The organism is Streptomyces sp. ICC1, from assembly GCF_003287935.1.
GTDB classification, from domain to species: domain Bacteria; phylum Actinomycetota; class Actinomycetes; order Streptomycetales; family Streptomycetaceae; genus Streptomyces; species Streptomyces tritrimontium.
In genome coordinates, this window is sequence record NZ_CP030287.1 from 1,113,603 (window position 1) to 1,135,764 (window position 22,162).

18 protein-coding genes and 1 pseudogene are annotated in these 22,162 nt (G+C 71.9%); 7 read left to right on the forward strand and 12 right to left on the reverse strand.

The window, feature by feature from the left end:
- Positions 1 to 9 precede the first annotated feature (9 nt).
- The 4 genes from hypE to DRB96_RS05205 all read right to left on the reverse strand — a co-directional run bounded on the left by hypE (position 10) and on the right by DRB96_RS05205 (position 3,590).
- Entirely contained in the window at positions 10 to 1,035 is a 1,026-nt protein-coding gene (gene hypE, locus DRB96_RS05190; protein ID WP_112447130.1) for a hydrogenase expression/formation protein HypE, read from the reverse strand.
- A 43-nt stretch (positions 1,036 to 1,078) separates the two neighbouring features.
- Complete coding sequence (locus DRB96_RS05195) at positions 1,079 to 1,663, reverse strand: isochorismatase family cysteine hydrolase (RefSeq protein WP_112447131.1); 585 nt, start codon at positions 1,661 to 1,663, stop codon at positions 1,079 to 1,081.
- 343 nt (positions 1,664 to 2,006) lie between these two features.
- Positions 2,007 to 2,582, reverse strand: a complete 576-nt coding sequence (locus tag DRB96_RS05200) for a GNAT family N-acetyltransferase (protein ID WP_112447133.1) — start codon at positions 2,580 to 2,582, stop codon at positions 2,007 to 2,009.
- 204 nt (positions 2,583 to 2,786) lie between these two features.
- On the reverse strand, positions 2,787 to 3,590 hold the full coding sequence (locus DRB96_RS05205; RefSeq protein WP_162688452.1) for a hypothetical protein: 804 nt from the start codon (positions 3,588 to 3,590) through the stop codon (positions 2,787 to 2,789).
- Between the two features lie 308 nt (positions 3,591 to 3,898).
- Here DRB96_RS05205 and DRB96_RS05210 point away from each other — a divergent pair, with 308 nt between their 5' ends.
- Entirely contained in the window at positions 3,899 to 4,867 is a 969-nt protein-coding gene (locus tag DRB96_RS05210; protein WP_112447137.1) for a LuxR C-terminal-related transcriptional regulator, read from the forward strand.
- A 28-nt stretch (positions 4,868 to 4,895) separates the two neighbouring features.
- Here the strand turns inward: DRB96_RS05210 and DRB96_RS05215 are convergent, their stop codons facing one another.
- Entirely contained in the window at positions 4,896 to 5,855 is a 960-nt protein-coding gene (locus DRB96_RS05215; RefSeq protein WP_112447139.1) for an EamA family transporter, read from the reverse strand.
- Positions 5,856 to 5,963: 108 nt separating this feature from the next.
- On the opposite strand from DRB96_RS05215, the gene DRB96_RS05220 reads away from it, so the two are divergent.
- Complete coding sequence (locus DRB96_RS05220) at positions 5,964 to 6,959, forward strand: LysR family transcriptional regulator (protein WP_112447141.1); 996 nt, start codon at positions 5,964 to 5,966, stop codon at positions 6,957 to 6,959.
- 29 nt (positions 6,960 to 6,988) lie between these two features.
- Positions 6,989 to 8,866: a glycoside hydrolase family 3 protein gene (locus tag DRB96_RS05225; RefSeq protein ID WP_112447143.1), complete on the forward strand. Its 1,878-nt coding sequence runs from the start codon at positions 6,989 to 6,991 to the stop codon at positions 8,864 to 8,866.
- Positions 8,867 to 8,890: 24 nt separating this feature from the next.
- Here the strand turns inward: DRB96_RS05225 and DRB96_RS05230 are convergent, their stop codons facing one another.
- From DRB96_RS05230 to DRB96_RS05240, 3 genes are all read right to left on the reverse strand, one after another.
- Positions 8,891 to 10,342, reverse strand: a complete 1,452-nt coding sequence (locus DRB96_RS05230; RefSeq protein WP_112447145.1) for a S28 family serine protease — start codon at positions 10,340 to 10,342, stop codon at positions 8,891 to 8,893.
- Positions 10,343 to 10,425: 83 nt separating this feature from the next.
- On the reverse strand, positions 10,426 to 10,827 hold the full coding sequence (locus tag DRB96_RS05235) for a hypothetical protein (RefSeq protein ID WP_343234506.1): 402 nt from the start codon (positions 10,825 to 10,827) through the stop codon (positions 10,426 to 10,428).
- Positions 10,828 to 10,947: 120 nt separating this feature from the next.
- Complete coding sequence (locus DRB96_RS05240) at positions 10,948 to 12,558, reverse strand: aldehyde dehydrogenase family protein (protein WP_112447147.1); 1,611 nt, start codon at positions 12,556 to 12,558, stop codon at positions 10,948 to 10,950.
- Positions 12,559 to 12,657: 99 nt separating this feature from the next.
- On the opposite strand from DRB96_RS05240, the gene DRB96_RS05245 reads away from it, so the two are divergent.
- Positions 12,658 to 13,212, forward strand: a complete 555-nt coding sequence (locus DRB96_RS05245) for an EF-hand domain-containing protein (RefSeq protein WP_112447149.1) — start codon at positions 12,658 to 12,660, stop codon at positions 13,210 to 13,212.
- A gap of 25 nt (positions 13,213 to 13,237) precedes the next feature.
- Here DRB96_RS05245 and DRB96_RS05250 read toward each other — a convergent pair whose 3' ends face one another.
- Together DRB96_RS05250 and DRB96_RS05255 are read right to left on the reverse strand one after the other, a co-directional pair.
- On the reverse strand, positions 13,238 to 17,044 hold the full coding sequence (locus DRB96_RS05250) for an ABC transporter ATP-binding protein (RefSeq protein WP_112447151.1): 3,807 nt from the start codon (positions 17,042 to 17,044) through the stop codon (positions 13,238 to 13,240).
- A 295-nt stretch (positions 17,045 to 17,339) separates the two neighbouring features.
- On the reverse strand, positions 17,340 to 18,098 hold the full coding sequence (locus tag DRB96_RS05255) for a GntR family transcriptional regulator (protein ID WP_112453222.1): 759 nt from the start codon (positions 18,096 to 18,098) through the stop codon (positions 17,340 to 17,342).
- Between the two features lie 75 nt (positions 18,099 to 18,173).
- On the opposite strand from DRB96_RS05255, the gene DRB96_RS05260 reads away from it, so the two are divergent.
- Together DRB96_RS05260 and DRB96_RS05265 are read left to right on the forward strand one after the other, a co-directional pair.
- A complete protein-coding gene (locus DRB96_RS05260; RefSeq protein WP_112447153.1) occupies positions 18,174 to 18,542 on the forward strand; it encodes a type II toxin-antitoxin system RelE/ParE family toxin in 369 nt (122 codons plus the stop codon).
- A 13-nt stretch (positions 18,543 to 18,555) separates the two neighbouring features.
- Entirely contained in the window at positions 18,556 to 18,900 is a 345-nt protein-coding gene (locus DRB96_RS05265; RefSeq protein WP_112447155.1) for a helix-turn-helix transcriptional regulator, read from the forward strand.
- 10 nt (positions 18,901 to 18,910) lie between these two features.
- On the opposite strand, the gene DRB96_RS05270 is transcribed toward DRB96_RS05265, so the two are convergent.
- Both DRB96_RS05270 and speB read right to left on the reverse strand, forming a co-directional pair.
- Positions 18,911 to 20,578: a thiamine pyrophosphate-binding protein gene (locus DRB96_RS05270; RefSeq protein WP_112447157.1), complete on the reverse strand. Its 1,668-nt coding sequence runs from the start codon at positions 20,576 to 20,578 to the stop codon at positions 18,911 to 18,913.
- 45 nt (positions 20,579 to 20,623) lie between these two features.
- Complete coding sequence (speB, locus tag DRB96_RS05275) at positions 20,624 to 21,592, reverse strand: agmatinase (RefSeq protein WP_112447159.1); 969 nt, start codon at positions 21,590 to 21,592, stop codon at positions 20,624 to 20,626.
- A gap of 127 nt (positions 21,593 to 21,719) precedes the next feature.
- On the opposite strand from speB, the pseudogene DRB96_RS05280 reads away from it, so the two are divergent.
- A pseudogene (locus DRB96_RS05280) lies at positions 21,720 to 21,893 on the forward strand (PucR family transcriptional regulator); the annotation flags it as partial.
- Positions 21,894 to 22,162: the final 269 nt, after the last annotated feature.

Sequence of the window (22,162 nt, forward strand, 5' to 3'; positions counted from 1 at the left end):
CGGCCCTTCTCAGCAGAGCCGGGGGAGCTCTGCGCCGAGCAGCTCCTCCAGCTGGGTCTCGCGACCCTCCTTGTCGCGCAGCAGGACCAGGCCCTCGGTGTCCTCGGAGATCTCGCCGATGGTCACCGCGTGCTTGCCGTAGGGCAGGGAGCGCAGGGCGGCCAGCACCTCGGCCTCGGCCTCCGGGTCCACGAAGACCGCCAGGCAGCCCTCGTTGGCGCAGTGGAGGGGGTTGATGCCGAGCATGTCGGCGGCCATCGCGGTCTCGTGCTGGATGGGCAGGTCGTCCTGGGCGACGCGGATGGTGCGGCCGAGCTTGTGGGCGTACTCGTGGAGCACCGCCGTCAGGCCGCCGCGGGTGACGTCGCGCATCGAGCGGACGGCGCCGGCGGGGACGGTGGAGAGCACCGTTTCGACGAGGCCGTTGAGCGGGGCGCAGTCGCTGTCCACGCGCTGTTCGAAGCCGAGGCCCTCGCGGATGGAGAGCAGGTGGACGGTGTGGTTGCCGATGGGGCCGCTGAGGATCACCTTGTCGCCGGGGCGCACGTCGGTCATGGTGAGCGGCTCGCGCTCGAAGACCCCGACGCCCGCGGTGTTGAGGTAGATCTGGTCGGCCTCGCCCTTGCGGACGACCTTGGTGTCACCTCCGACGATCTGTACGTCGGCCTCGCGGGCGGTGTCGCGGATCGACTCCAGGACCTGGACGAGCTTGGGTATGGGCAGCCCGGTCTCCAGGATCATGCCGAGGGTGAGGTACTTGGGCCGGGCGCCCGCCACGGCCAGGTCGTTGACGGTGCCGCAGACCGCGATCTTCCCGATGTCCCCGTTGCCGAAGAACGGCGGGTCGATCACGAAGGAGTCGGTGGTCATCGCGATGCGGTCGCCCTCGATCTTGAGGACCGCACTGTCCTCCATGATGCCGACGTACACGTCGCCGAGGGTCTGTGCGATCAGCTGGACCAGGTCCTGGCTGAGCTTCGCGCCGGTGCCGTGGTCGAGAACGATGTACTGGGTGGGGTCCACGCTCGTGGTCATGCCGGTTCCTTTGCGGAGAGGGGCTGCGTCGAGTGGGGCGCGGTCACGGGGTCTTGATGTTCTTGCGGGGCAGACCGCCCTCGGCGTCCAGGACGCGCAGGACCTCGGAGGAGTCGGTCACGGTGGCGCAGTAGCCCTCGAGCCAGTCCAGGGCGCGCTGCTTGTCGTCCAGGCGGGCCGAGACGACGCAGTCGGACGGGACCCAGATGTTGTAGCCGCGGAAGAAGGCGTCGGCGGCGGTGGTCTGGACGCAGATCTGCGTCTGCATGCCGGTGATCAGGACGGTGTCGACGCCGAGGGCCTGGAGGCGCTCGTGCAGGTCGGTCTCGTAGAAGCCCGAGTCCTTGCTCTTCTCCATGACGACGTCCTCGGGGGCGAGGAACGCCTCGATGACGTCGGCGCCGTGGGTGCCGCGGGTGACCGGGAGGTAGCCGTCGTAGCGCTCGGCGTTCGGGTCGTCCGGGTCGTTGACCAGCTGCAGGTGGAAGATGTGGTGGCCGCGGCGGCGCATCTCGTCGAGGAACCCGGTGAAGTGCGGGGTCGCGGCCTCGACGGCGGCGACGCGCTCGGGGTTCTTCTCGACCAGTTCGTACTGGAGGTCGTTGGTGAGGACGGCGATCTTCGACATGGCTGTGCCCTTCGGTGGACCGGTGTGTCGGATGGACCCGGCCGGGGGCGTGCGGAAGCGCGCTCTGCCGGGGTGGGTGCGCGGGGTGCGGGGCGGTGCGCGGCGGGCGCCGCGTGGGCGCGGCCGTCGGGCCGCTGCCCGTGGGGAGGAGGGGATCCGCCCGCCGGTGGCGGGGCGTTGGCGGTGGCACCGTGCCGGGCGGCCCCGATGGGGCGCCGACGGCCGGGAGGGGCGCTCGGAGGCGCGTCAGGTGTGGTGCGAGTGCGCCGCGAGGGTGCGCGGGGCGGCGCGGGGGTGTGCCCGTACGTTCAGCCGGTGTGCGGGCGGTGCGGAGCCGGGCTCGCTACGCGGCCACGCGGTCGGACTCGATCTCGTGCAGCCAGCTGCCGGTGGCCTCGAAGTGGGCCGTGATGTCGGCGAGCCGGGCGTACATGTAGAAGCCGGTGACGGGGCGTTCGTCGGCGCGGGCGTAGTCGGGCAGCCGGCCGTACTCGCGGAAGCCCAGGCGCTGCCAGAGCACGGAGGGGCCGTCGTCGCGGACTTCGAGCGTGATGACGTCGCATCCCATCTCGCCGACCTTGCGCAGGGCCTCGGCCCAGCCCTCGAGCAGGAACTGCCCGCGGTAGTCGGGGGCGACGACGCAGCGGCGCATCTCGACGATGTGGCGGCGGGCCGGCAGCGGCGCCCGGGCGAGGGTCACCATGCCGACGATGCGGCCTTCGTCGTTGCGGACGTGGAGGAGGTCGACGGCCCCCTTCCGCAGGTCGGCCTCGAAGGCCCGCATCAGCGGGAGGCCCTTCTCCAGCCCTACGGGTTCGTAGAAGCCGAGGGTCATCTCCTTGACCGCCACGGCGTCCATCAGCTCGATCATTTCGCGCATGTCCTGCTCGGACAGCTCGCGAGGCCATGAATAGTGCATCGTCGTCTTCCTTGGTGAGTGGACGGGAGAGGCAGCCGGACCCCGGACACCGCGCGCACGGCCCCGCCGGGGCGGTGCGGACATCTGGGAGCGCAATGTCCGGGATCGCCGGCTTGCGGAGGTGGCGACTTGCGTGTCGGACCGGGCTGACCGGTCGGACCGGGCTGACCGGCCGGATCAGGCTGACCGGCCGGACCGGGCCTGCTAGACCGAGGCCGTGGCCTGCGTCTGCAGGTTGGTCTGGACGGCGGCGGCCGGGGCCGCCTGGGTCAGCAGCGAGAGGTCGGCGCCGGCGCCGAGCACGGTGGCGGCGTAGACCTCGACGAAGTAGGAGACGAACAGGGAGTTGATCTTGATGAGGTGCTCGACGAAGCGCTCTTCGTCGTCCTCGTCCTTGACGACCCGCATGATGAGGTTCCAGACCATGTCCACGTGGTCGTCGTCCTCGTCGAGGGCCAGGTGGGCGCGGGCGCCCTTGGTGTTGGCGGCCCCGACGTGCTGCTCCATGATGTTGAGCCAGTCGGGCTGGGTCTTGCCCGCGATGTACTCCAGGTAGAAGCCGCTGATCATGGCCGCGAGCGGACCCTCGGTGGCCATCGTGTAGTAGAAGTAGCCGTTGAGCAGCTCGGTGGCGAAGGTCGGACGGATCGCGTAGATCTCCTCGTCCGTCATGCCCACCTTGTGCAGGTCGCCGGCGAACATGCGGTCGTGGCGGCCCTCCTCCGCGCCGTACAGCCCCCACTCCTTGCAGAGCTGCGGGTCGCGGGTGGCCCAGTAGTTGGCGATGAGCGGGTCGACGGCGCGCTTGAGACCGATGCGGATCATCGTCTCGACGTTGTGCCGCTTGTACAGGTCGAGGTCGAACTTGTCCTTGTCGAGCATGCCGTCGGCGCCCGCGCTGCGCTCGTAGAAGTCCCGCTCGAACTTCAGCAGGAGGTCGTCCACTCGCTTGCGGAACTCGGGTCGCTGCAGGTTGGAGTACGTGTTGTACGACTTACTTCGAGGCATCTCATCCCCAGCCGAGATCGTTGACTACCCGATCCGGACCAGTGGCGGCCACCGGGGCCATACCACTTGTCGACGGAGCAAGGAAGACGGACACCGCGACAGTTGCCGCAATGGCGAGAAGGGATCTCGCTATACGTGGCATGCTTACCTGCCCCTCCAGAATCTTTTCCGCGGTCCGGATCAGCTTCGCCTTCATCCTGCCGGTGGGACGACTTCCGTATCCATCCCCTTCTGGGATCATGTTGCCGCTGGCGAAAACATGACAGGGGGATGAATTGAACTCAACCAGACAAGTCCATCCTTTTCCCGTGCCTCAGCTGACCGCTGACGGGAACCGCCTCTACCGGTTCGTGGCCCTGACACCGGGTACAACGCGCGAATCCGCGTGCGAGGCACTGGACATGGACGCCGCCGACGTGGAGGAAGCCGCCGACGCCCTGGGGGACCTCGGGCTGCTGAGCAAGTGCCCGGACACGGGGATCTACACCCCGTACCCCGTGGACCACGCGCGCATCAAGGTCCTCAACCCGGCGCAGCACGGCCTCAACGAGATACAGGCCTTCATCGACCATCTCCGGGGAGATCTCGATGAGTTGACGCTCAAGACCGAGCACTTGGAGGACGACAACTCACTGGAGGTCATCCCCGGGGTCCACGATGTCCGCCAGCTCATCAACGGCCTGGCCGAAGGCTGCCGCGCCGAGGTGCTGACCTCCCAGCCCGGCGGGGCGCGGGACGAGGGGGTGCTCGACGAGAGCCTGGAGCGCACCGAACGGCTGCTGCGGCGGGGGGTGCGGATGCGGACCCTTTACCAGCACACGGCCCGGTTCAGCCCGGTCACGATGTCCTTCGTCGAGCGGTTCACACCGCTCGGCGCGGAAGTCTGCACGCTCGCCGGCGGTTTTCCGCGCTGCATCGTCTTCGACCGGGAAGTGGCGATACTGCCGCTCATGGACGGATCCCACGGGGCGGCGGTATCGAGAAACAGACACCTTGTCTCATTCATTGCGGAGGCTTTCGAGCGGGCCTGGAGCGCGGGGGAGAAATTCGTCCCGGAAACCGACCGCCCGGCTCGTGCCGCGATCACCTCGGACATCCAGCAGACGATCGTTTCCCTGCTCATCCAGGGCGAGTCGGACAATCGGATAGCCCATGTCGTCGGGATTTCCCTGCGGAATTGCCAGCGGCACATCGCGAACATCATGAAGAGCATCGGCGCCCGCAACCGGCTGCACGCCGGATATCTGCTGGGCAAGGAGCCCTTCGGAGGCAACTGATCCGCGCCGGCCCCGGCGGATCCGCGGGTCAGGGGACGCGGACGGCCGCGTCCTGACCCTCGGGCGCCGTCGCCGTCGCCGCCGGGGCCGGAGCCACGGCCGGGGCCGGGGCCGGTCCGGCCGCGGGCCGGGACTTCGAGGGGACCAGCGAGGTCACCGCCACACCGCCCACCAGCAGCACCGCCGCCACCCAGCGCAGCCCGCTCACCTGCTCCCCCAGCACCACGGCCGCCGAGGTCATCCCGAAGACGGGGACCAGGAGCGAGAAGGGGGCCACGGAGGAGGCGGGGTAGCGGCGCAGCAGGAACCCCCACGCCCCGAACCCGAACACCGTGGTGATCCAGGCGAGGTACACGATGACGCCCACGCCGCTCCAGTCCAGCCCGCGCAGCGCGGCCAGGTCCCGCTCCGGGCCTTCCAGCAGCAGCGACAGCGCGGCCAGCGGCAGCACCGGCACCACGCTCACCCAGACCATGAAGTTCAGCGCGTCGGGCGGGGACGCCTTGCGGGTCAGGACGTTGGAGACGCCCCAGCACGCGGCGGCCGCGATCACCATCGTGAAGCCCAGCACCGGGCCGGAGGCGCCCTCGTCCACGGCGGCCACGCCGATCCCCACGAAGGCCACGGCCATGCCGGCGATCCGCACCCGGCCCGGCCGCTCCTTGAGCACGACCGCCGCGAACACGGCGGTGAACACCGCCTGGGCCTGGAGCACCAGCGAGGACAGGCCGGCCGGCATCCCGCGGTCCATCCCCGTGAACAGCAGCCCGAACTTCACGATCCCGAGCACCACTCCGACCGCGATCACCCACTTCCACGCCACCTTGGGCTTGCCGACGAAGAAGACCGCCGGGATCGCGGCGACCAGGAAGCGCAGCGCGGACAGCAGCAGCGGGGGGAAGGTGCCGAGCCCGATCTCGATGACGACGAAGTTGAAACCCCAGACGGCGGCTACGAGAACCGCGAGGGCGGTGTGAATGGGTCGCATGCTCCGAGCATCGGGGCCGCGACCGTTCAGCACCAGCGCCGATGTCTTCAGTATCGGAATTAGTGATGCTTCATCCACCGGCGGCACCGGGCGCCGTAGGCTGCCGGCATGCTGGACCTCTCACGGCTGCGCGCCCTCCATGCCGTCTCCGTCCACGGCTCGGTCGGGGCGGCCGCCGCCGCACTCGGCTACACGCCCTCCGCCGTCTCCCAGCAGATCTCCAAGCTGGAGCGGGAGACCCGCACCACCCTCCTCGAACGCCACGGCCGCGGGGTCGCGCTCACCGAGGAGGCCAAACTGCTGGCCGCCACGGCCGAGCAGCTGCTGGCCATCGCGGAGCGGGCGGAGACCACCCTGGAGGAGTCCCGCGGCCAGCCCGTCGGCCGGCTGCGGATCGCCGCCTTCGCCTCGGCCGCCCGCGGCCTGCTCCCCGGGGTCCTCGCCGACCTCGCGCGCCGCCACCCGGCCCTGGACACCCGGCTCACCGAGGTCAACCCGCACCTGTCGATGGACCTGGTGGCCCGCGGCATCACGGACCTGGCCGTCACCCACGACTGGGACATCGCCCCGCTGCCCGCGCCCGACGGCGTCGAGCAGGCCGTGATCGGCGACGACCGCTGCGACCTCGTGGTGCCGGCCGGGCACCCGTTCACCTCCCGCTCCGTCATCCACCGATCGGACCTGGGCGGGGAGCGGTGGGTGTGCCAGCCGCCCGGCCGGGTCTGCCACGACTGGCTCGTACGCACCCTGCGCACGGCCGGGTTCGAACCCGACATCACGCACGTCGCCGAGGAGAACCACACCGTCGTCGCGCTGGTCGCCGCCGGGCTCGGGGTGGCCGTCGTACCCCGGCTGGGCACCGGGGAGCTGCCGCCGGGGGCGGTGGCCGTACCCCTGGACCCGGGCCCCGTACGCCGGTTGTACGCCGCGTGGCGGACCGGGGCGGCCCGCCGGCCGGCGATCACCGAGGCCGTGCGGACCATCCAGGAGCACTGGGCCCGGCTAAGCGGTCTCGGGGAAGTGAGGCACGCCTCCGCGCCGCCCACTTCCCCGAGACCGCTTGGCCCCCCGTCCGGGGGACCTGAGGAGTGTCCGTCGCTCTGAAGGCGTAGTCCCGCAGTAGCGTCCGGCGCGTGCCGTACCAAGCCTCCCGCCGGTCCCTGCTCACCGCGGCCGCCGTCGCCGCCGTCACCGCCGCGGGGGCCGTCTCGGCCGCCGTCGGCCCTTCCGGAACCCCCGGCGGACCGGCCGCGCGCGGCCCCCTGCCCGACGACGCGAGGCCGGGCGACCGTCCGCCGGGGCGCGGCTCCGCCCGGGCCCGGCCGCGCGCGACCATGGCCCGGATGAGCCTGGCCGAACTGGTCGGGCAGCTCTTCGTGTCCCGTGCGTACGGGCATTCGGCGACCGGGCCCGACCCCGCGGACGCCGCCCTCAACCAGCAGAACTTCGGGGTGCGCACCGCCGCCGAGCTGGTCTCCCGCTACCACCTGGGCGGGATCGTCTACTTCGGCTGGGCGCACAACACCCGTACCCCGCACCAGGTCGCCGAGCTGTCGGCCGGCCTCCAGCAGGCGGCCGCGGAATCCGGCGCGGGCATCCCGCTGCTGCTCTCCGTCGACCAGGAGCACGGGGCCGTCGCCCGGATCGGCAGGCCCGCGACCCTGCTGCCGGGCGCCATGGCGCTGGGGGCCGTGGCCCCCGACGGCGACGGTGCGACGGCCCAGGCCCGCCGGGCCGCGCGCGTCGCGGGCGCGGAGCTGGCCGCGATGGGCATCCGGCACAACTACGCGCCGGTGGCCGACGTGAACGTGGACCCGGCCAACCCGGTCATCGGCGTACGGTCCTTCGGCGCCGACCCGCACGCGGTGGCGGACCTGGTCGTGGCCCAGGTCCGCGGCTACCAGGGCGCGGGGGTGGCCGCCACCGTGAAGCACTTCCCGGGGCACGGGGACACCGGCACCGACAGCCATGTCGGGCTGCCGCTGATGAAGCACACCCGGGCGCAGTGGGAGGAACTGGACGAGCCGCCGTTCCGGGCGGCCGTCCGGGCCGGCGTGGACGTGGTCATGACGGCGCACATCGTCTTCCCCGCGCTCGATCCCTCGGGGGATCCGGCGACCCTGTCGAGGCCCATCGTCACCGGCATCCTGCGCGAACGCCTGGGCTTCCGGGGGGTGGTGGTCACCGACGCCCTCGACATGGCCGGGGTGCGCCAGAAGTACGGGGACGACCGGGTCCCGGTGCTGGCCCTCAAGGCGGGCTGCGACCAGCTGCTGAACCCGCCGGACCTGGGGCTCGCCCACCGCAGCGTGCTGGCGGCCGTGGAATCGGGTGAGCTGACGCGGGCCCGGATCGAGGAGTCGGTGCTGCGGATCCTGGAACTCAAGGAACGCCGGGGGCTGTTCGACCAGGCCCCGGGCGTGGTCCCGGCGGCCCCGGCGGCCACGGCCGGGGCGGTGGACGCGGCCGTCGGGATCCCCTCGCACCTGGCCGCGGCCGAGGAGATCGCGGGCCGGACGACGACCCTGCTGGCCAACGCGGACGGCCTGTTGCCGCTGGACGCGGCGGACCGGCCTCGGCTCCTGGTCACGGGGACCGACCCGCTCTCCCCCACGGGCACCACGGGTCCCCCCACGGTGGTGCTGGCCCGGGAGCTGTCCGCGCTGGGCTGCCGGGCGACGGCGCTGCCGCCCGGCCGCGCGGTGGCCCTCGCGGCGGGGAACGCGGCGGTGCTCGTGTGCACGTACAACGTCCCGGAGGGGCCGAGCCCGCAGCGCGACCTGGTCACGGAGCTGCTGGCCACCGGGGTGCCGGTGGTCCTCGTGGCGATCCGCAATCCGTACGATCCGGCCCGGCTGCCGCGGTGCGCCGCCGAGCTGGCGACGTACACCTGGACGGACGCGGAGCTGCGGGCGGCGGCCCGCGTGGTCACGGGGACCCTGCGGCCGACCGGGCGCCTCCCGGTGCCCGTGCCGGGCCGCTACCCGCTGGGCCACGGGCTGACGTACTAGCCGGGGGCCCAGCGGGAGCCGCGGCTACGGCCGCAGCATCGGCTCGCGCTGCAGGTCGCGCTGGTCGAGCTGCGCGTCCGGCTTCGCCAGCGGCTCGGCCTTGGCCGGGCCGGTGAGCGTGGCGGCCGGGGCCACCCCGGCCCACTGCAGGATCTTCGCGGTGGCCAGCGCCCTCTCGCCCTCCTGGAGCTTGGCGACGTTGGCCCCGTGGTTGGCGCCCGGCGCGGTCATCACGTAGCTGTCGCGCGCCCCGTGGCCGAGGTGGAACGGCTCGGCGCCCCACGGGTCGTTCTGCCCGTAGACGAAGAGCATCTGGTTCGCGTGGTGCCGGACCCAGGTGTCCACGTCCCGCATGGCCCCCGGCTGGAAGTCCATGGGGATGTCGCGGGGGACGAAGTTGCGCGGCGGCTGGTAGCCGTAGCGGCTCAGCTTGCCCAGGTGGGGCTGCTTGATGTCGGGCGAGCCGAGCTGCGTGCCCGCCTGGTAGTAGTACGGCGTGTACGTCTCCAGGCCCTGGTCGGCGTAGGCCGAGAAGCCGGAGATCGCGTCGATCGTGTCCCAGATCTCCTGGTCGCTCGCGGTCGCGGCCGCCGGGACGGCGGAGCAGTCGGCGAGCAGGCTGTACTGCCAGAAGGCCCACACGTAGTCGAGCACGACGGCCTCGTAGGCCTTGTCGAGGTTGCCGACGGTGGTGAAGGTCCAGCCGTTCTCGGCGGCGGCGGCCGCGTACTTGGCCTCCAGCGGCACGCGGCGCACGAGCGCCTCGCGCTGCACCGCGTTCAGCCTGTCGCGGCACTCCTTGGTACCGACCTGGGCGAAGAACCGGTCGTAGGCCGAGTCCTCCTTGTTCACCACGTCGTTGGGGGCGACGTACGCGACGACGCCGTCCATGTCGCGCGGGTAGAACCGCTCGAAGTAGGTGGCCGTCATCCCGCCCTTGCTGCCGCCGGTGGCGAGCCAGTTCTTCTTGTAGATCCTCTTCAGTGCGGTGAAGACCCGGTGCTGGTCGCTGGCGGCCTGCCAGATGTCCAGCTTCGCCCAGTTGGCCGGGTCGGGCCGGGAGGGGGTGAAGAACCGATACTCCATGGACACCTGGTTGCCGTCGACGATGGTCGTCGGCTCACTGCGCCGCGGGCTGGTGTTGACGTTGTAGCCGGAGGTGAAGAACACCGTGGGCCGGGAGACGTCCTTGTGCAGCAGGGTCAGGCGCTGCTTGAAGGTGCCCTTCCACGGCGCGCGGTGGTCGACCGGCTGCTCGTAGTTCAGTACGAAGAAGCGGTAGCCGGGGTACGGCTTCTCCTCGATCAGGCTCATCCCCGGTACCGCGAGGATCTGGTCCTTGATGTCCGTGGCGGCGGTGGTCTCCGTGGCGGCGGCAGGCTCCGCGGCGGTGGCCGCTTGTGCCGCGGTGCCGGCCGCACCCATGGTGCCGATGAGCACCACGAGCGACAGCAGCCATCCGAGCTTCTTGCGCATTCACCCTCCCCTTAGTTCACTTCGGTCGCCGTGAACCTAGCCGGGGCAACACGCGCCTGAACAGACCTAGTTGGGCCGCTCCATCAGCACAGTATCCAGCCGGAATCGACAGATCCGGCCCCCACGCTCCCCTTTACATACACGCAGCGGTGGATCGCGTGGACGGTGACCGGTCCGGCATAACGGGTGAATGGTCCGGAATCGCGGACCGGGTACCCGCCGCGCGGCTGGATGCTCACCGACATCGCGCGGCGCCGGCCGGGGTCATGGGCGACCGCCACCGCGCAGGCCTGGTCGCGGGTCTTGTAGACCCGCACCTCCCCCGCGGGGAACGGCAGCGTCGCCGCCCGCCGCCCCTCGCACCCCCCGGTCGCCGCGTGCGCGGGCTGCGCCACGAGCAGCACGCCCGCGAGCGTCCACAGCGCCGCGGTGAACACACCCAGGCGGACGGCCCACCGGCCGCCCCGCTTCCGCGCCTTCAACACACTGCCCCCCCGACGGTCGTACGTACAACGCGCGTACGCACGTACGACGCCCGACCGCCGCGAAAGGTTGCAGGGGACAAGGACTTCAGACCGGTGGGCGGGGACCGCGGCCCACCGGGCTCACTCCGCGCCCGCCGCGCGGTCGAACGCCCCCGCCGCGTGGTCGAAGACGGACTCCCGGGGGCTGACCAGGGTGGCGACGGCGATCGACTGGAGGTGGGTGGTGCGCACGGCGGGCTGGTTGGCCTCGCCGAAGACCCCGCCCGTCGCGCCCGTGCCACCGTTGTACGGGAGCACCGGCAGGCAGCCGATGTGCGAGTCGTTGACCTTCAGCATGCCGCCGTTGACCACCTCCTCGCAGAACCGCTCGACGACCCGCTCGTCCCGCGTCCACAGGGAGTTGCGCAGCCCGTAGCGGTTGGCGTTGAGGAACGCGAAGGCCTCCTCCAGCCGGACCGGCTCCCCGGGCACGACCACGCACAGCAGCGGGAAGAAGGTCTCCTCGCGGAAGGCGCGCAGCCGGCCGGCGGCGGCCAGCCCGTCCACCCGGACGACCGCCGGGCGGATGAACGGCCCGGCCGCGGCCGGCACGTCGTCGACGTCCACGAGCTCGCCGCCGCACAGCAGCTCCCCGCCGGCCGCCAGCACCTCGTCGAGGAACTCGGCGAACTCCGCCCGCTTGACCACCGGGCTCAGCACCGTCTCCGGGTCCTCCGGCGGTCCCGGGCGGATCCCCCGCACCCGCTCCACCAGCTCCTTCAGCAGCCGGTCCGCCGCCTCCGGGTGGACGATCGCGAACTTGGGGGTCATACAGATCTGGCCGGAGCCGTAGAACCGCTCGCACAGCGCCCGCGCGGCGAGGTCGGTCTCGGCGTCGCGCCACACCAGCACGCCGTCGTTCCCGGACAGTTCGAGTACGGGCTTCTTCCCCGCGGCCACGCACTCGCGCTCCAGCTTGAGGCCCTGCTCGGAGCCGCCGAAGAAGACGAGGTCGTCGCAGTCGGGGCTGTCCAGCCACTGGCGCACCGCGGCGCGGGCGTGCGTGGAGAGCACGCTCAGGGTGCCGGGCGGCGCTCCGAGGCGTTCCAGGGCCGGGGCCACGATCTCCCGGTAGACGAAGCTGACGCCCAGCGGGGCGGTCGGCGGCGCGTTGACGACCAGGCTGTTGCCCGCCGCGAGCGCCATCGCCCCGTAGAAGGAGTTCGAGGTCGGCGCGTTGCGCGGCGGGCTCAGGCACACCACCCCGTCCGGCTTGCGCACCATGCGGATCCGCCGGCCCGCCGCGGTCCGCTCGGGCTCGCGCAGCCGCCCGGCGAAGTCGGCGACGGAGTCCGGGTGGAACGAGGCGGCCACCGAGGCCAGCTCCCAGGCTGCCAGCCGTACGGGGTGGCCTTCGGCGACCAGCAGGCCGGTCAGCTCCTCACGGCGCTCGATGACGGCGCGGTGGACCGCGTGCAGCAGCTCCAGCCGGTCGGCGAGCGGGATCCGCGCCCATCCCGGCTGGGCGGCGCGGGCGGCGGCCAGGGCGCGCAGGCCCTGCTCGGGGGTGGACATGGCGACGCGGCCGGCGAGCAGGCGGTCGTCGTACGGCAGGTCCTCGCCGCGCTCCAGCCGGGCCTTGAGGCCGAGCACCTCATAGGGCTCGCGCAGCAGTTGACCCACCCGGGGCCAGTAGACCCAACGGGTGCCGGGCTCTTCGGCGCCGGCCACCCATACCTCGTAAGAGTGCATCCACAACTTCCTAGCGGGACAACGGGAGTTCGCGATCACCAGGGACACTACGGTAGGTGACCGCAGGACCCCGCACCGTAGCCGCGAAAGGCAACTGAAATGACGAACGACCTGCTCGACCGCAAGCTGGACCGCGCCTTCGCCCACATGGACGTCAACGAGGACCGGGTCATCGACGAGCACGACATCATCGGGCTCGGCTCCCGCCTGCTGTCGGCCCTCGCGGAGCCGGCCACCTCGCCCAAGGCGACGCTGGTGATGGGCGGGCTCGTCGATTTCTGGCAGGAGCTGTTCACCGAGCTGGACCTGGACCGGGACGGCAAGGTCACGCCCGAGGAGTACAAGGCGGGCATGACCCGGCTGTACGCGCAGGGCGGGCCCGCCTACGACCGCTCGTTCCGCCCGATGGTGCAGGCGATCCTCACGATCGTCGACACCGACGGCGACGGGCGCATCAGCCCGGAGGAGTTCCACAAGGCGCAGGAGGCCTTCGACACGCGGCTGAGCCACGCGGACGCCGAGGCGCTCTTCCGGCGGATCGACGCGGACGGGGACGGCACGCTGACCGTGGACGAACTCCTCGGCGCGGTGCGCGAGTACTACACCGGCACCGAGGAGGACGCCCCGGGAAACCTGCTCTTCGGCGAGCTCTGACCCCTGGCGCCGCGACCGGAAGGGTTCAGGCCGCGGCGGCCGGCTCGTCCTCTCCGACGAAGGTGCGCCACAGCTCCGCGTAGCGGCCGCCGCGGGCCAGCAGTTCGGCGTGGGTGCCGTCCTCGGCCACCCGGCCGCGGTCCATGACCACGACCCGGTCGGCGCGCGCGGCGGTCGTCAGGCGGTGCGCCACGACCAGGGTGGTCCGCTTGCCCGCGAGCCGCTCGGTGGCCTGGTTGACCAGGGCCTCGGTCGCCAGGTCGAGGGCGGCGGTGGCCTCGTCGAGCAGCAGCACGTCGGGGTCGACGAGCTCGGCGCGGGCCAGCGCGATCAGCTGGCGCTGACCCGCGGAGAGGTTGCGGCCGCGTTCGGTGACGGCGTGCAGGTAGCCGCCGTCCAGGGTGGCGATCATGTCGTGGGCGCCGACCGCGTGCGCGGCGGCCTCCACCTCGGCGTCGCCCGCCTCGGGCCGCCCGTAGGCGATGGCGTCGCGGACCGTGCCCGGGAAGAGGTACGGCTCCTGGGGGACGACCCCCAGCCGGTGCCGGTAGCCCGTCAGGTCCAGCTCGCGCAGGTCCACCCCGTCGGCGGTGACCCGGCCGGACGTCGGATCGTAGAACCGGGCCACCATCTTGACCAGCGTGGACTTGCCGGCCCCGGTCTCGCCGACGAAGGCGACCGTCTGCCCGGCGGGGATGCGCAGGCTGATTCCGGCCAGCGCCTGCTCCTTCTCGCCGCGCTCCTCGGCGGTGCCGTAGCCGAAGTGGACCCCCTCGAAGGCGATCTCGCCGCGCAGCCGCGGCACCTCGCGGGGGGCGGCGGCGCGGGGCGTGCTCGTCGGTTCGCGCAGCAGGCCCTGGATCCGGCCGAGGGAGACGGTGGCCTGCTGGTAGCCGTCGAAGACCTGGGAGAGCTGCTGCACGGGGGCGAAGAACAGGTCGATGTAGAGCAGGTACGCGACCAGCGCGCCCGTGGTGAGCGTGCCGGCCCCCACCCGGCCCGCGCCGACGATCAGCACGGCGGCCGCGGCCCCGGAGGACAGCAGCTGGACGAAGGGGAAGTAGACGGATATCAGCCACTGGCCGCGGACCCGGGCCTCGCGGTAGGAGTCGCTGCGCTCGGCGAAGCGGGCGGCGCCGGCACGCTGGCGGCGGAAGGCCTGGACGATGCGCAGCCCGGCCACCGACTCCTGGAGGTCGGCGTTGACCAGGCCGACCCGGTCGCGGGCGAGCTCGTACGCGGCGACCGACCTGCGGCGGAAGACGATCGTGCCGAGGATCAGGACGGGCAGGGTGGCGAAGACGATCAGCGCCAGCTCGACGTCCAGGACGAGCAGGGCGATCAGGATGCCGAAGAAGGTGAGGACGGAGACGACGGCGGTGACGAGCCCGGTCTGCAGGAAACTGGACAGGGCGTCCACGTCGGTGGTCATCCGGGTCATGATCTTGCCGGTGAGCTCGCGCTCGTAGAAGTCGAGGCCGAGGCGCTGGAGCTGGGCGAAGATCTTGACGCGCAGCGCGTAGAGCACGCGCTCGCCGGTGCGGCCGGTCATCCGGGTCTCGGCGAACTGCGCGGCCCACTGAGCGAGTACGACGCCCAGCGCGAGGGCCGAGGCCAGCCAGACGGCGCCGAGGGCGGCCTGTTCGACGCCCTCGTCGATGCCGTTGCGGATCAGGATGGGCAGGAGCAGCCCGGAGCCGGCATCCAGGGCGACCAGGCCCAGGGATATCGCGAGCGGGGCCCAGAAGCCGCGGAGCAGGCGGCGCAGGTTGTAGCTGTCCTCGGCGGACTCGGCCCGGGCCTCGTCCACCTGCGGGGTGTCGTCGGCGGGCGGCAGCGCGGCCACCTGGGCGAGCAGTTCGGGGGTGGCGGGCATGCCGGCGGGGGCGGTGGTCCGCTCGTCCGCCTCCTCCTGGCGCTGCCAGAGCTCGGGGGTGATCCCGCCGGCCACCCGGCGCTTGGCGTTGACGGGCTCGGAGTCGATCTCGGCTTCGAGTTCGATGTCCCGCTCGATGTTCCGGTCGAGCTCGCGCTCGAACTCGCCCATCGCGGCCGCGTCGGGGGTGCGCGGCGAGCCGGCGCCGAGGGCGTCCGGGTCGGTCAGCAGCCGTCGGTACAGGGCGCAGCGGCGCTCCAGTTCCTCGTGCGTACCGATGTCGGCGAGCCGCCCGTGGTCCAGTACGGCGATCCGGTCGGCGAGCCCGAGCGTGGAGCGGCGGTGGGCGATGAGCAGGGTGGTGCGGCCGGCCATGACGGACCGCAGCGCCTCGTGGATCTCGTGCTCGACGCGGGCGTCGACGGCGGAGGTCGCGTCGTCCAGGAGCAGCAGGCGCGGGTCGGTGAGGATGGCGCGGGCGAGCGCGATGCGCTGGCGCTGTCCGCCGGAGAGGGTCAGGCCCTGCTCGCCGACCTTGGTGTCGTACCCGGCGGGGAGGGCCCGGATGAAGCCTTCGGCCTGGGCGGCGCGGACGGCGGCCTCGACCTGTTCGTCCGTCGCGCCCGGGTGCCCGTAGGCGATGTTGGCGCGGATGGTGTCGGAGAAGAGGAAGGAGTCCTCGGGCACCAGCCCGATCACGTCGCGCAGCGAGTCGTAGGTCAGCTCGCGCACGTCCCGGCCGCCGACGCGGACGGTGCCGCGGTCGGCGTCGTAGAAGCGGGGCAGGAGGAGGGAGACGGTGGACTTGCCGCTGCCGGAGGAGCCGACGAGGGCGACGGTCTCCCCCTCCCGGATGCGCAGGGAGAACCCGTCGAGGACCGGCCGCTCGGGGTCGTACCCGAACCGCACGTCCTCGAACTCGACGGTGGCGGGCGCATCGGCGGGAAGCTCCTCGCTCCCCTCCCGGATGGCGGGCTCGGTGTCGATGAGCTCGAACACCCGCTCGGCGCCGGCGCGGGCCTGCTGGCCGACGGTGAGCACCATGGCGAGCATGCGGACGGGTCCGACGAGCTGGGCGAGGTAGGTCGAGAAGGCGACGAAGGTACCGAGGGTGACCTGCCCCTTGGTGGCCATCCACCCGCCGAGGGCCAGCATGGCGACCTGCCCGAGGGCGGGTACGGCCTGCAGGGCGGGGGTGTAGCGCGAGTTCAGCCGGATGTTGCGCATCCGCCCGGCGAAGAGCCGGCGGCCGGCGTCGCGGAGCTTGCCGGTCTCCTGCTGCTCCTGGCCGAAGCCCTTGACCACGCGGACGCCGGTGACGGCCCCGTCGACGACGGTGGCGACGGCGGCGGCCTGGCTCTGGGCGTACCAGGTGGCGGGGAAGAGCTTCTTGCGGCTGCGCTTGGCGATGAACCACAGGGCGGGGGCCATGAGCAGCGCGACGACGGTCAGCAGCGGCGACAGCCACAGCATGATCCCGAGGGATATCCCGAAGAGCAGGAAGTTCCCGATGGTCATGGGCAGCATGAAGAGCAGCCCTTGGATCAGCTGGAGGTCACTGGTGGCCCGCCCGACGACCTGTCCGGTGGACAGCTCGTCCTGCCTGCGGCCGTCCAGCCGGGCGATGGTGTCGTACATGTCGGTGCGCAGGTCGTGCTGCACGTCGAGGGCGAGGCGCCCGCCGTAGTACCGGCGTATGTAGGTCAGCACGTAGACGATCACGGCGGCGCCTATGAGCATCCCGGCCCAGGGCCCCATGGGCTTGGTCTTGTCGCCGATGACGTCGTCGAGGATCACCTTGGTGACGAGCGGGACGAGCGCCATGACGGCCATGCCGCCGAGCGAGGACCCGAGCGCGAGCAGCACGTTGAGCTTGTAGCGCCAGGTGTAGGCGGCGAGCCGCCGCCCCCACCCCTGTTTGTCCCCAGCCGCCGTTCCCGCCGCCGCCGTAGCCACGTGCTGCCTCCCCGTTCGTCCTGCCCTACCGGAAGCCCCAACGCTCCGACCGGCGGATTTCATCCCGCCGCAACAATCGAACGGGTTTACGCGAGGGTGGGCGAGGTGGCTAGGACCATTCGGGGTGGACGGCTCTAGTGCTGTGGCCGGAAAGGTTTGCCGGGTCGCGGTGTCCGGTGCGGTGCCTCGCAAGGCGGAGGGCCACGCCTCGTACTGGACGTACCGGTGTGGTCCGACAACGCGGCGAGGTGCCGTGCCGGGCGCCGCGACCCGGTGGACCTTTCCGGTCACAGCACTAGGGAGAGTCGAACTCGTACTCCAGGACGTACGCGGAGGCGTCGAGGACCATCTCGTTGACCTCGACGACCCGTCCGCCGGCGGCGAAGGCGGTACGGGCGACCAGGACGACGGGCGTCCCGGCGGCCAGCCCGAGGCTCGCGGCCTCCTCGGTGGTGGGCATCCGCGAGCGAACCTCCTCGCGGAACCGGGCCGGCTTCTGCCCGAGCTCGGCGAGCCGGGCGTAGATCCCGCCGGGGCCGGTGTCGGGCTCGGTGATGGGCGTCCCCGCGACGAGGGCGGCGTCGAGGTACGAGGTCGCGAACATGACGGGCTTCCCGTCGAGCAGGAACCTGCGGCGGCGGACGACGGCCGTCCCGTCGCTCAGGCCGAGCAGTGCGGCGATGGCCTCGGGCGCAGCCTCCTCCGTGACGGAGAGCGGCTCGACGACGGGTTCCCGATCCTCGGTGTCGGCGGCCCAGATGGACCGACCCTCACCCCAGACGTCTTCGGCCAGCCGCTGAATCCCGCGCCGCCGGATCCGCCGGAACTCCCGGACGAAGACTCCGGCCCCCTTGCGGGCTTCGGTCAGCCCCTCGGACTGGAGCACGCCCAGCGCCTGCCGCGCGGTCATCCGGGCGACGCCATAGGTGGCCATGAGGTCGTTCTCGCCGGGCAGCCGGTCGCCGGGACCGTACTCGCCGGCCTCGATGGCGGCCTTCAGCGCGGCAGCGATGCGCTGGCACTTGGGCTGACTTGGGGCGCCGTCACTTTTCATGCGGTCCTCACTCACACGAGGGATTCCTTCCCGTTCCTGTCCGTCATACACTGAAGCATCTATACGTTCCGATGTATGGATGACCCATTCGACATCGAGCTCGAACCGGAGGTCCGGCTTTGGCTGATGAACCTCTCCGACGCGGACTACAGGGCAGCCGAGCACGCAGCCGTCCGTCTCTCCACTGATGCGACCACGCTCGGCGAACCTCACTCCCGCTACCTGGGTAACGGCGTCCGGGAATTGCGATTCGACATCGGCCCGAGTCGGGACGCTGTCAGAATCTCGTATTGGCTGGCCCCAGGGCGCCGGGCGGTTCTGCTGACCGTCTTCCGCAAAACGCGGCAGCGCGAAGACGCCGAAGTTGCGCGCGCCAAGCTGGCGAAGGCGATCTGTGAAGCGCAGCACGAACCCGCCCACGACGTGTTCAGCCGTGAACCGTAGGAAGGAGCCCCTGATGGTGAGCCACGCACATTGGAAGATTGCCCGGGACAAGAAGGTCGCCCAGGGCTTCTCTGAGAGTCCGGAGGTGACCAAGCACCGTGAGGAGATCCGGCTGGCTTGGGATCTCGGGCAGGCCGTCTACGACCGGCGGACCGAGCTCGGGATCTCACAGACCGAGCTGGCGCGGCGGGCCGGGATGACGCAGCCGCAGGTGTCCAAGCTGGAGCTCGGCGGCACCGTGCCGACCGTGCCGCTGCTGGCACGGCTGGCGCGGGCTATGGAGTCTGAGCTGAACCTCAAGCTCGTCGGGGAAACCTCACAGGTCGTCTTCACCGCGCACGCGCACGAAGCCGCCTGACGCACCGCCCTCAGAGATGCGTCGGGGCGAACATCTTGAGGGTGGTCGGGAGGACCAGGAGGGAGGGGCCCGGGGTGGCCAGGGACTTCTTCAGGTCCTCGCGGAGGGACTCCGGGGTGGTCGTCTGCGCCGGGACGTCGAAGGCCGCCGCCAGGGCGACGAAGTCGGGGCGGGTCAGGGACGTGCCCGTCTCGCAGCCGTACTCGCGCAGGATGCCGTAGCCGCCGTCGTCCACGATCAGCCAGGTGACGTCCAGGTCGTGCTGGCGGGCCGTGGCCAGGTCGGCGATCGAGTACATCGCGCCGCCGTCGCCGGAGACCGCGAGGACCGGGGTGCCGGGCTCCGCCACGCACGCGCCGAGGGCCGCCGGGAAGGCGTAGCCGAGGCCGCCCGCGCCCTGCGCCGAGTGCATGGTGTTGGGGTGCTTGGCGTCGAAGGCCGACCAGGCCCAGTACGACAGGATCGTCATGTCCCAGAAGGACGGGGAGCGCGGGGGCAGGGCCGCGCGGATCGAGGTCAGGAGCCGCTGCTCCAGCCCCACGTCCTGGGTGGCCAGGCGGGCCGCGATGGCGGACACGAGCGCGCGGACCCGCTCCGGAGCACCCGCGTCCGCGCGCTCGGCGACCGTCTCCAGGAGCGCCTGCAGGGCCAGGCGGGCGTCCGCGTGGATGCCCAGGGCCGCGTGGTTGGACTCCAGCTTGCCGAGGTCCGCCTCGATCTGGACGACCCGGCCCTCCGGGAAGAACGTGTGGTAGTTCGAGGAGAGTTCCCCCAGCCCCGAGCCGACCACCAGCAGGACGTCCGCGTCCTCCAGGAAGTCCGTCATGTGGCGGTCCTCCAGCCAGGACTGGAGCGAGAGCGGGTGGGTCCAGGGGAACGCGCCCTTGCCGCCGAAGGTGGTGACGACCGGCGCGTTCAGGCGTTCCGCCAGTTGCTTGAGCTTGCCCGCCGCGTCCGCGCGGATCACCCCGCCGCCCGCGATGATCACCGGGCGCTCGGCGTTCTCCAGCCAGTGCGCGGCCAGCGCCGTGAGCTCCGGGCGCGGGGCCAGTTCGTGCGGGGTCGCGTCCATGCCCGTGACCTGCGGGATCACCGTTTCCGCCCGCAGGACGTCCTCCGGGATCTCCACCCACACCGGCCCGTGCGGAGCCGTCAGCGCCGACTCCCACGCCTCGGCGATCACCGACGGGATCTGGGACGGGGTCCGGGCGGTGTGCACGGACTTGACGACGTCCCGGAAGGACGCCGCCTGGTCCCGCAGCTCGTGCAGGTGCCCGCGCCGCCCGCCGCCCAGCCCCGGGGTCGGGACCTGGGAGGAGATCGCCAGGACCGGGGCGGATGCCGCCGCCGCCTCGGCGAGGGCGGGCAGCGCCATCAGCGCGCCCGGGCCGGTGGACAGCAGGAGGGGGGGCGCCTCTCCGGTCATCCGGCCGTAGGCGTCGGCGGCGAAGCCCGCGTTGTTCTCCGTGCGCAGCCCGACCAGGCGCAGGTCCGAGCGGCCGACCGCGTCGAAGAGGCCCAGCGCGTGCTGCCCCGGCAGGCCGAAGACGGTGGTCGCGCCGAGCGAACGCAGCGTCTCCACGACCAGGTCCCCGCCCGTCCGGCCCGGCGGCGGCGCGAGCGCGGCCGCCTTCTGGGCTTCGGTGGGACGGAGTACCAGGTCGTGGTCGTGCGTCACTTCTCTTACTTGCCCTTCGGGTTCGCCTTCGCCTGCGCGCTGTGCCTAATTGGCGCCGCGTGCCGCAGCGATCTGACGGCTCATGATCGTGGTCAGCTCGTACGCGGTGTGCGAGGCCGCGACCGAGGTGATCTCCGCGTGATCGTACGCCGGGGCCACCTCGACGACGTCCGCCGAAACCAGGTTGCAGGAGGAGAGGCCTCGGATGATCTCCAGCAGCTCGCGCGAGGTCATGCCGCCGGCCTCCGGCGTGCCCGTACCGGGCGCGTGCGCCGGGTCCAGCACGTCGATGTCGATCGAGATGTACAGCGGGCGGTCGCCGATGCGCTGGCGCAGCTGGTCCGCGACCTCGTCGGCGCCGCGCCGGTAGACGTCGGCCGAGGTGACGATGCCGAAGCCCATCTTGGCGTCGTCGTCCAGGTCCTGCTTGCCGTACAGCGGGCCGCGGGTGCCGACGTGGGACAGCGCCTCCGTGTCGAGGATGCCCTCCTCGACGGCGCGGCGGAACGGCGTGCCGTGCGTGTACTCGGCGCCGAAGTAGGTGTCCCAGGTGTCCAGGTGCGCGTCGAAGTGGAGCAGGGCCACCGGACCGTGCTTCTTGGCGACGGAGCGCAGCAGCGGGAGCGCGATGGTGTGGTCGCCGCCGAGGGTCATCAGGCGGGAGCCGTTGCCGATCAGCTCGTCGGCCGCGGCCTCGATCGTGTCGACGGCCTCGTTGATGTTGAAGGGGTTCGCCGCGATGTCACCGGCGTCCGCCACCTGCGCCAGCGCGAAGGGGGAGGCGTCCTGCGCGGGGTTGTACGGGCGCAGCAGGCGCGAGGCCTCGCGGATGGCGTTGCCGCCGAAGCGGGCGCCGGGGCGGTAGGAGACGCCCGAGTCGAAGGGCACGCCGACGACGGCCACGTCCGCCTTGCCGCCGACCTCGTCCAGGCGGGGCAGCCGGGCGAAGGTCGCGGGGCCCGCGTAGCGCGGGATGCGGGAGGAGTCGACGGGGCCGCGCGGCTGCGTGCTCATGAGGGGGTGCCCTTCTGGAGGTACTGCGGGTTCCTGCGGGTGCGGTGCTTCGAGCGTAAGCCGACACCCGGGAGGCGCGAAGTGTACGTTTCATCCATCTGGCTCCCCTGATGTGTACGGAGTATCCATGGAAGCCCCTCCCACCCCGCCGGTGGCGCTCGGCAGGCTGCTGGCCGACCACGAGCTGGGGCTGCGGCACCTGGCCGGGCCGGCCGAGGGCGAGGTGCACGGCGTGCACGCCTCGGAGATGGCGGACCCGTCGCCGTACCTGCTGGGTGGCGAGCTGCTGCTGACGGCCGGCGCGGGGCTCGCGGGGGCGGACCGGGAGGGTTTCGGCCTTGTCATGGTCGACGCGGACCTCTCCGGGCGCGTGGACCCCTGGTTGCGCCATGCGGGTGCGTTGTGCGACTGGCGTGTCCGCAGGAGTGATTGGGAGTTGGACCACGACCCGCCGCCGGCCCATCCCCCGGTCTGCCGGAAGGCGGCCGCCCTGACCGGTGACCACTCCGCGGCAGCGCGCCGCCGCCGAGACCTGGCAGTCGAGGGTTTCCTGGCCTTGCGCGAAGGCGG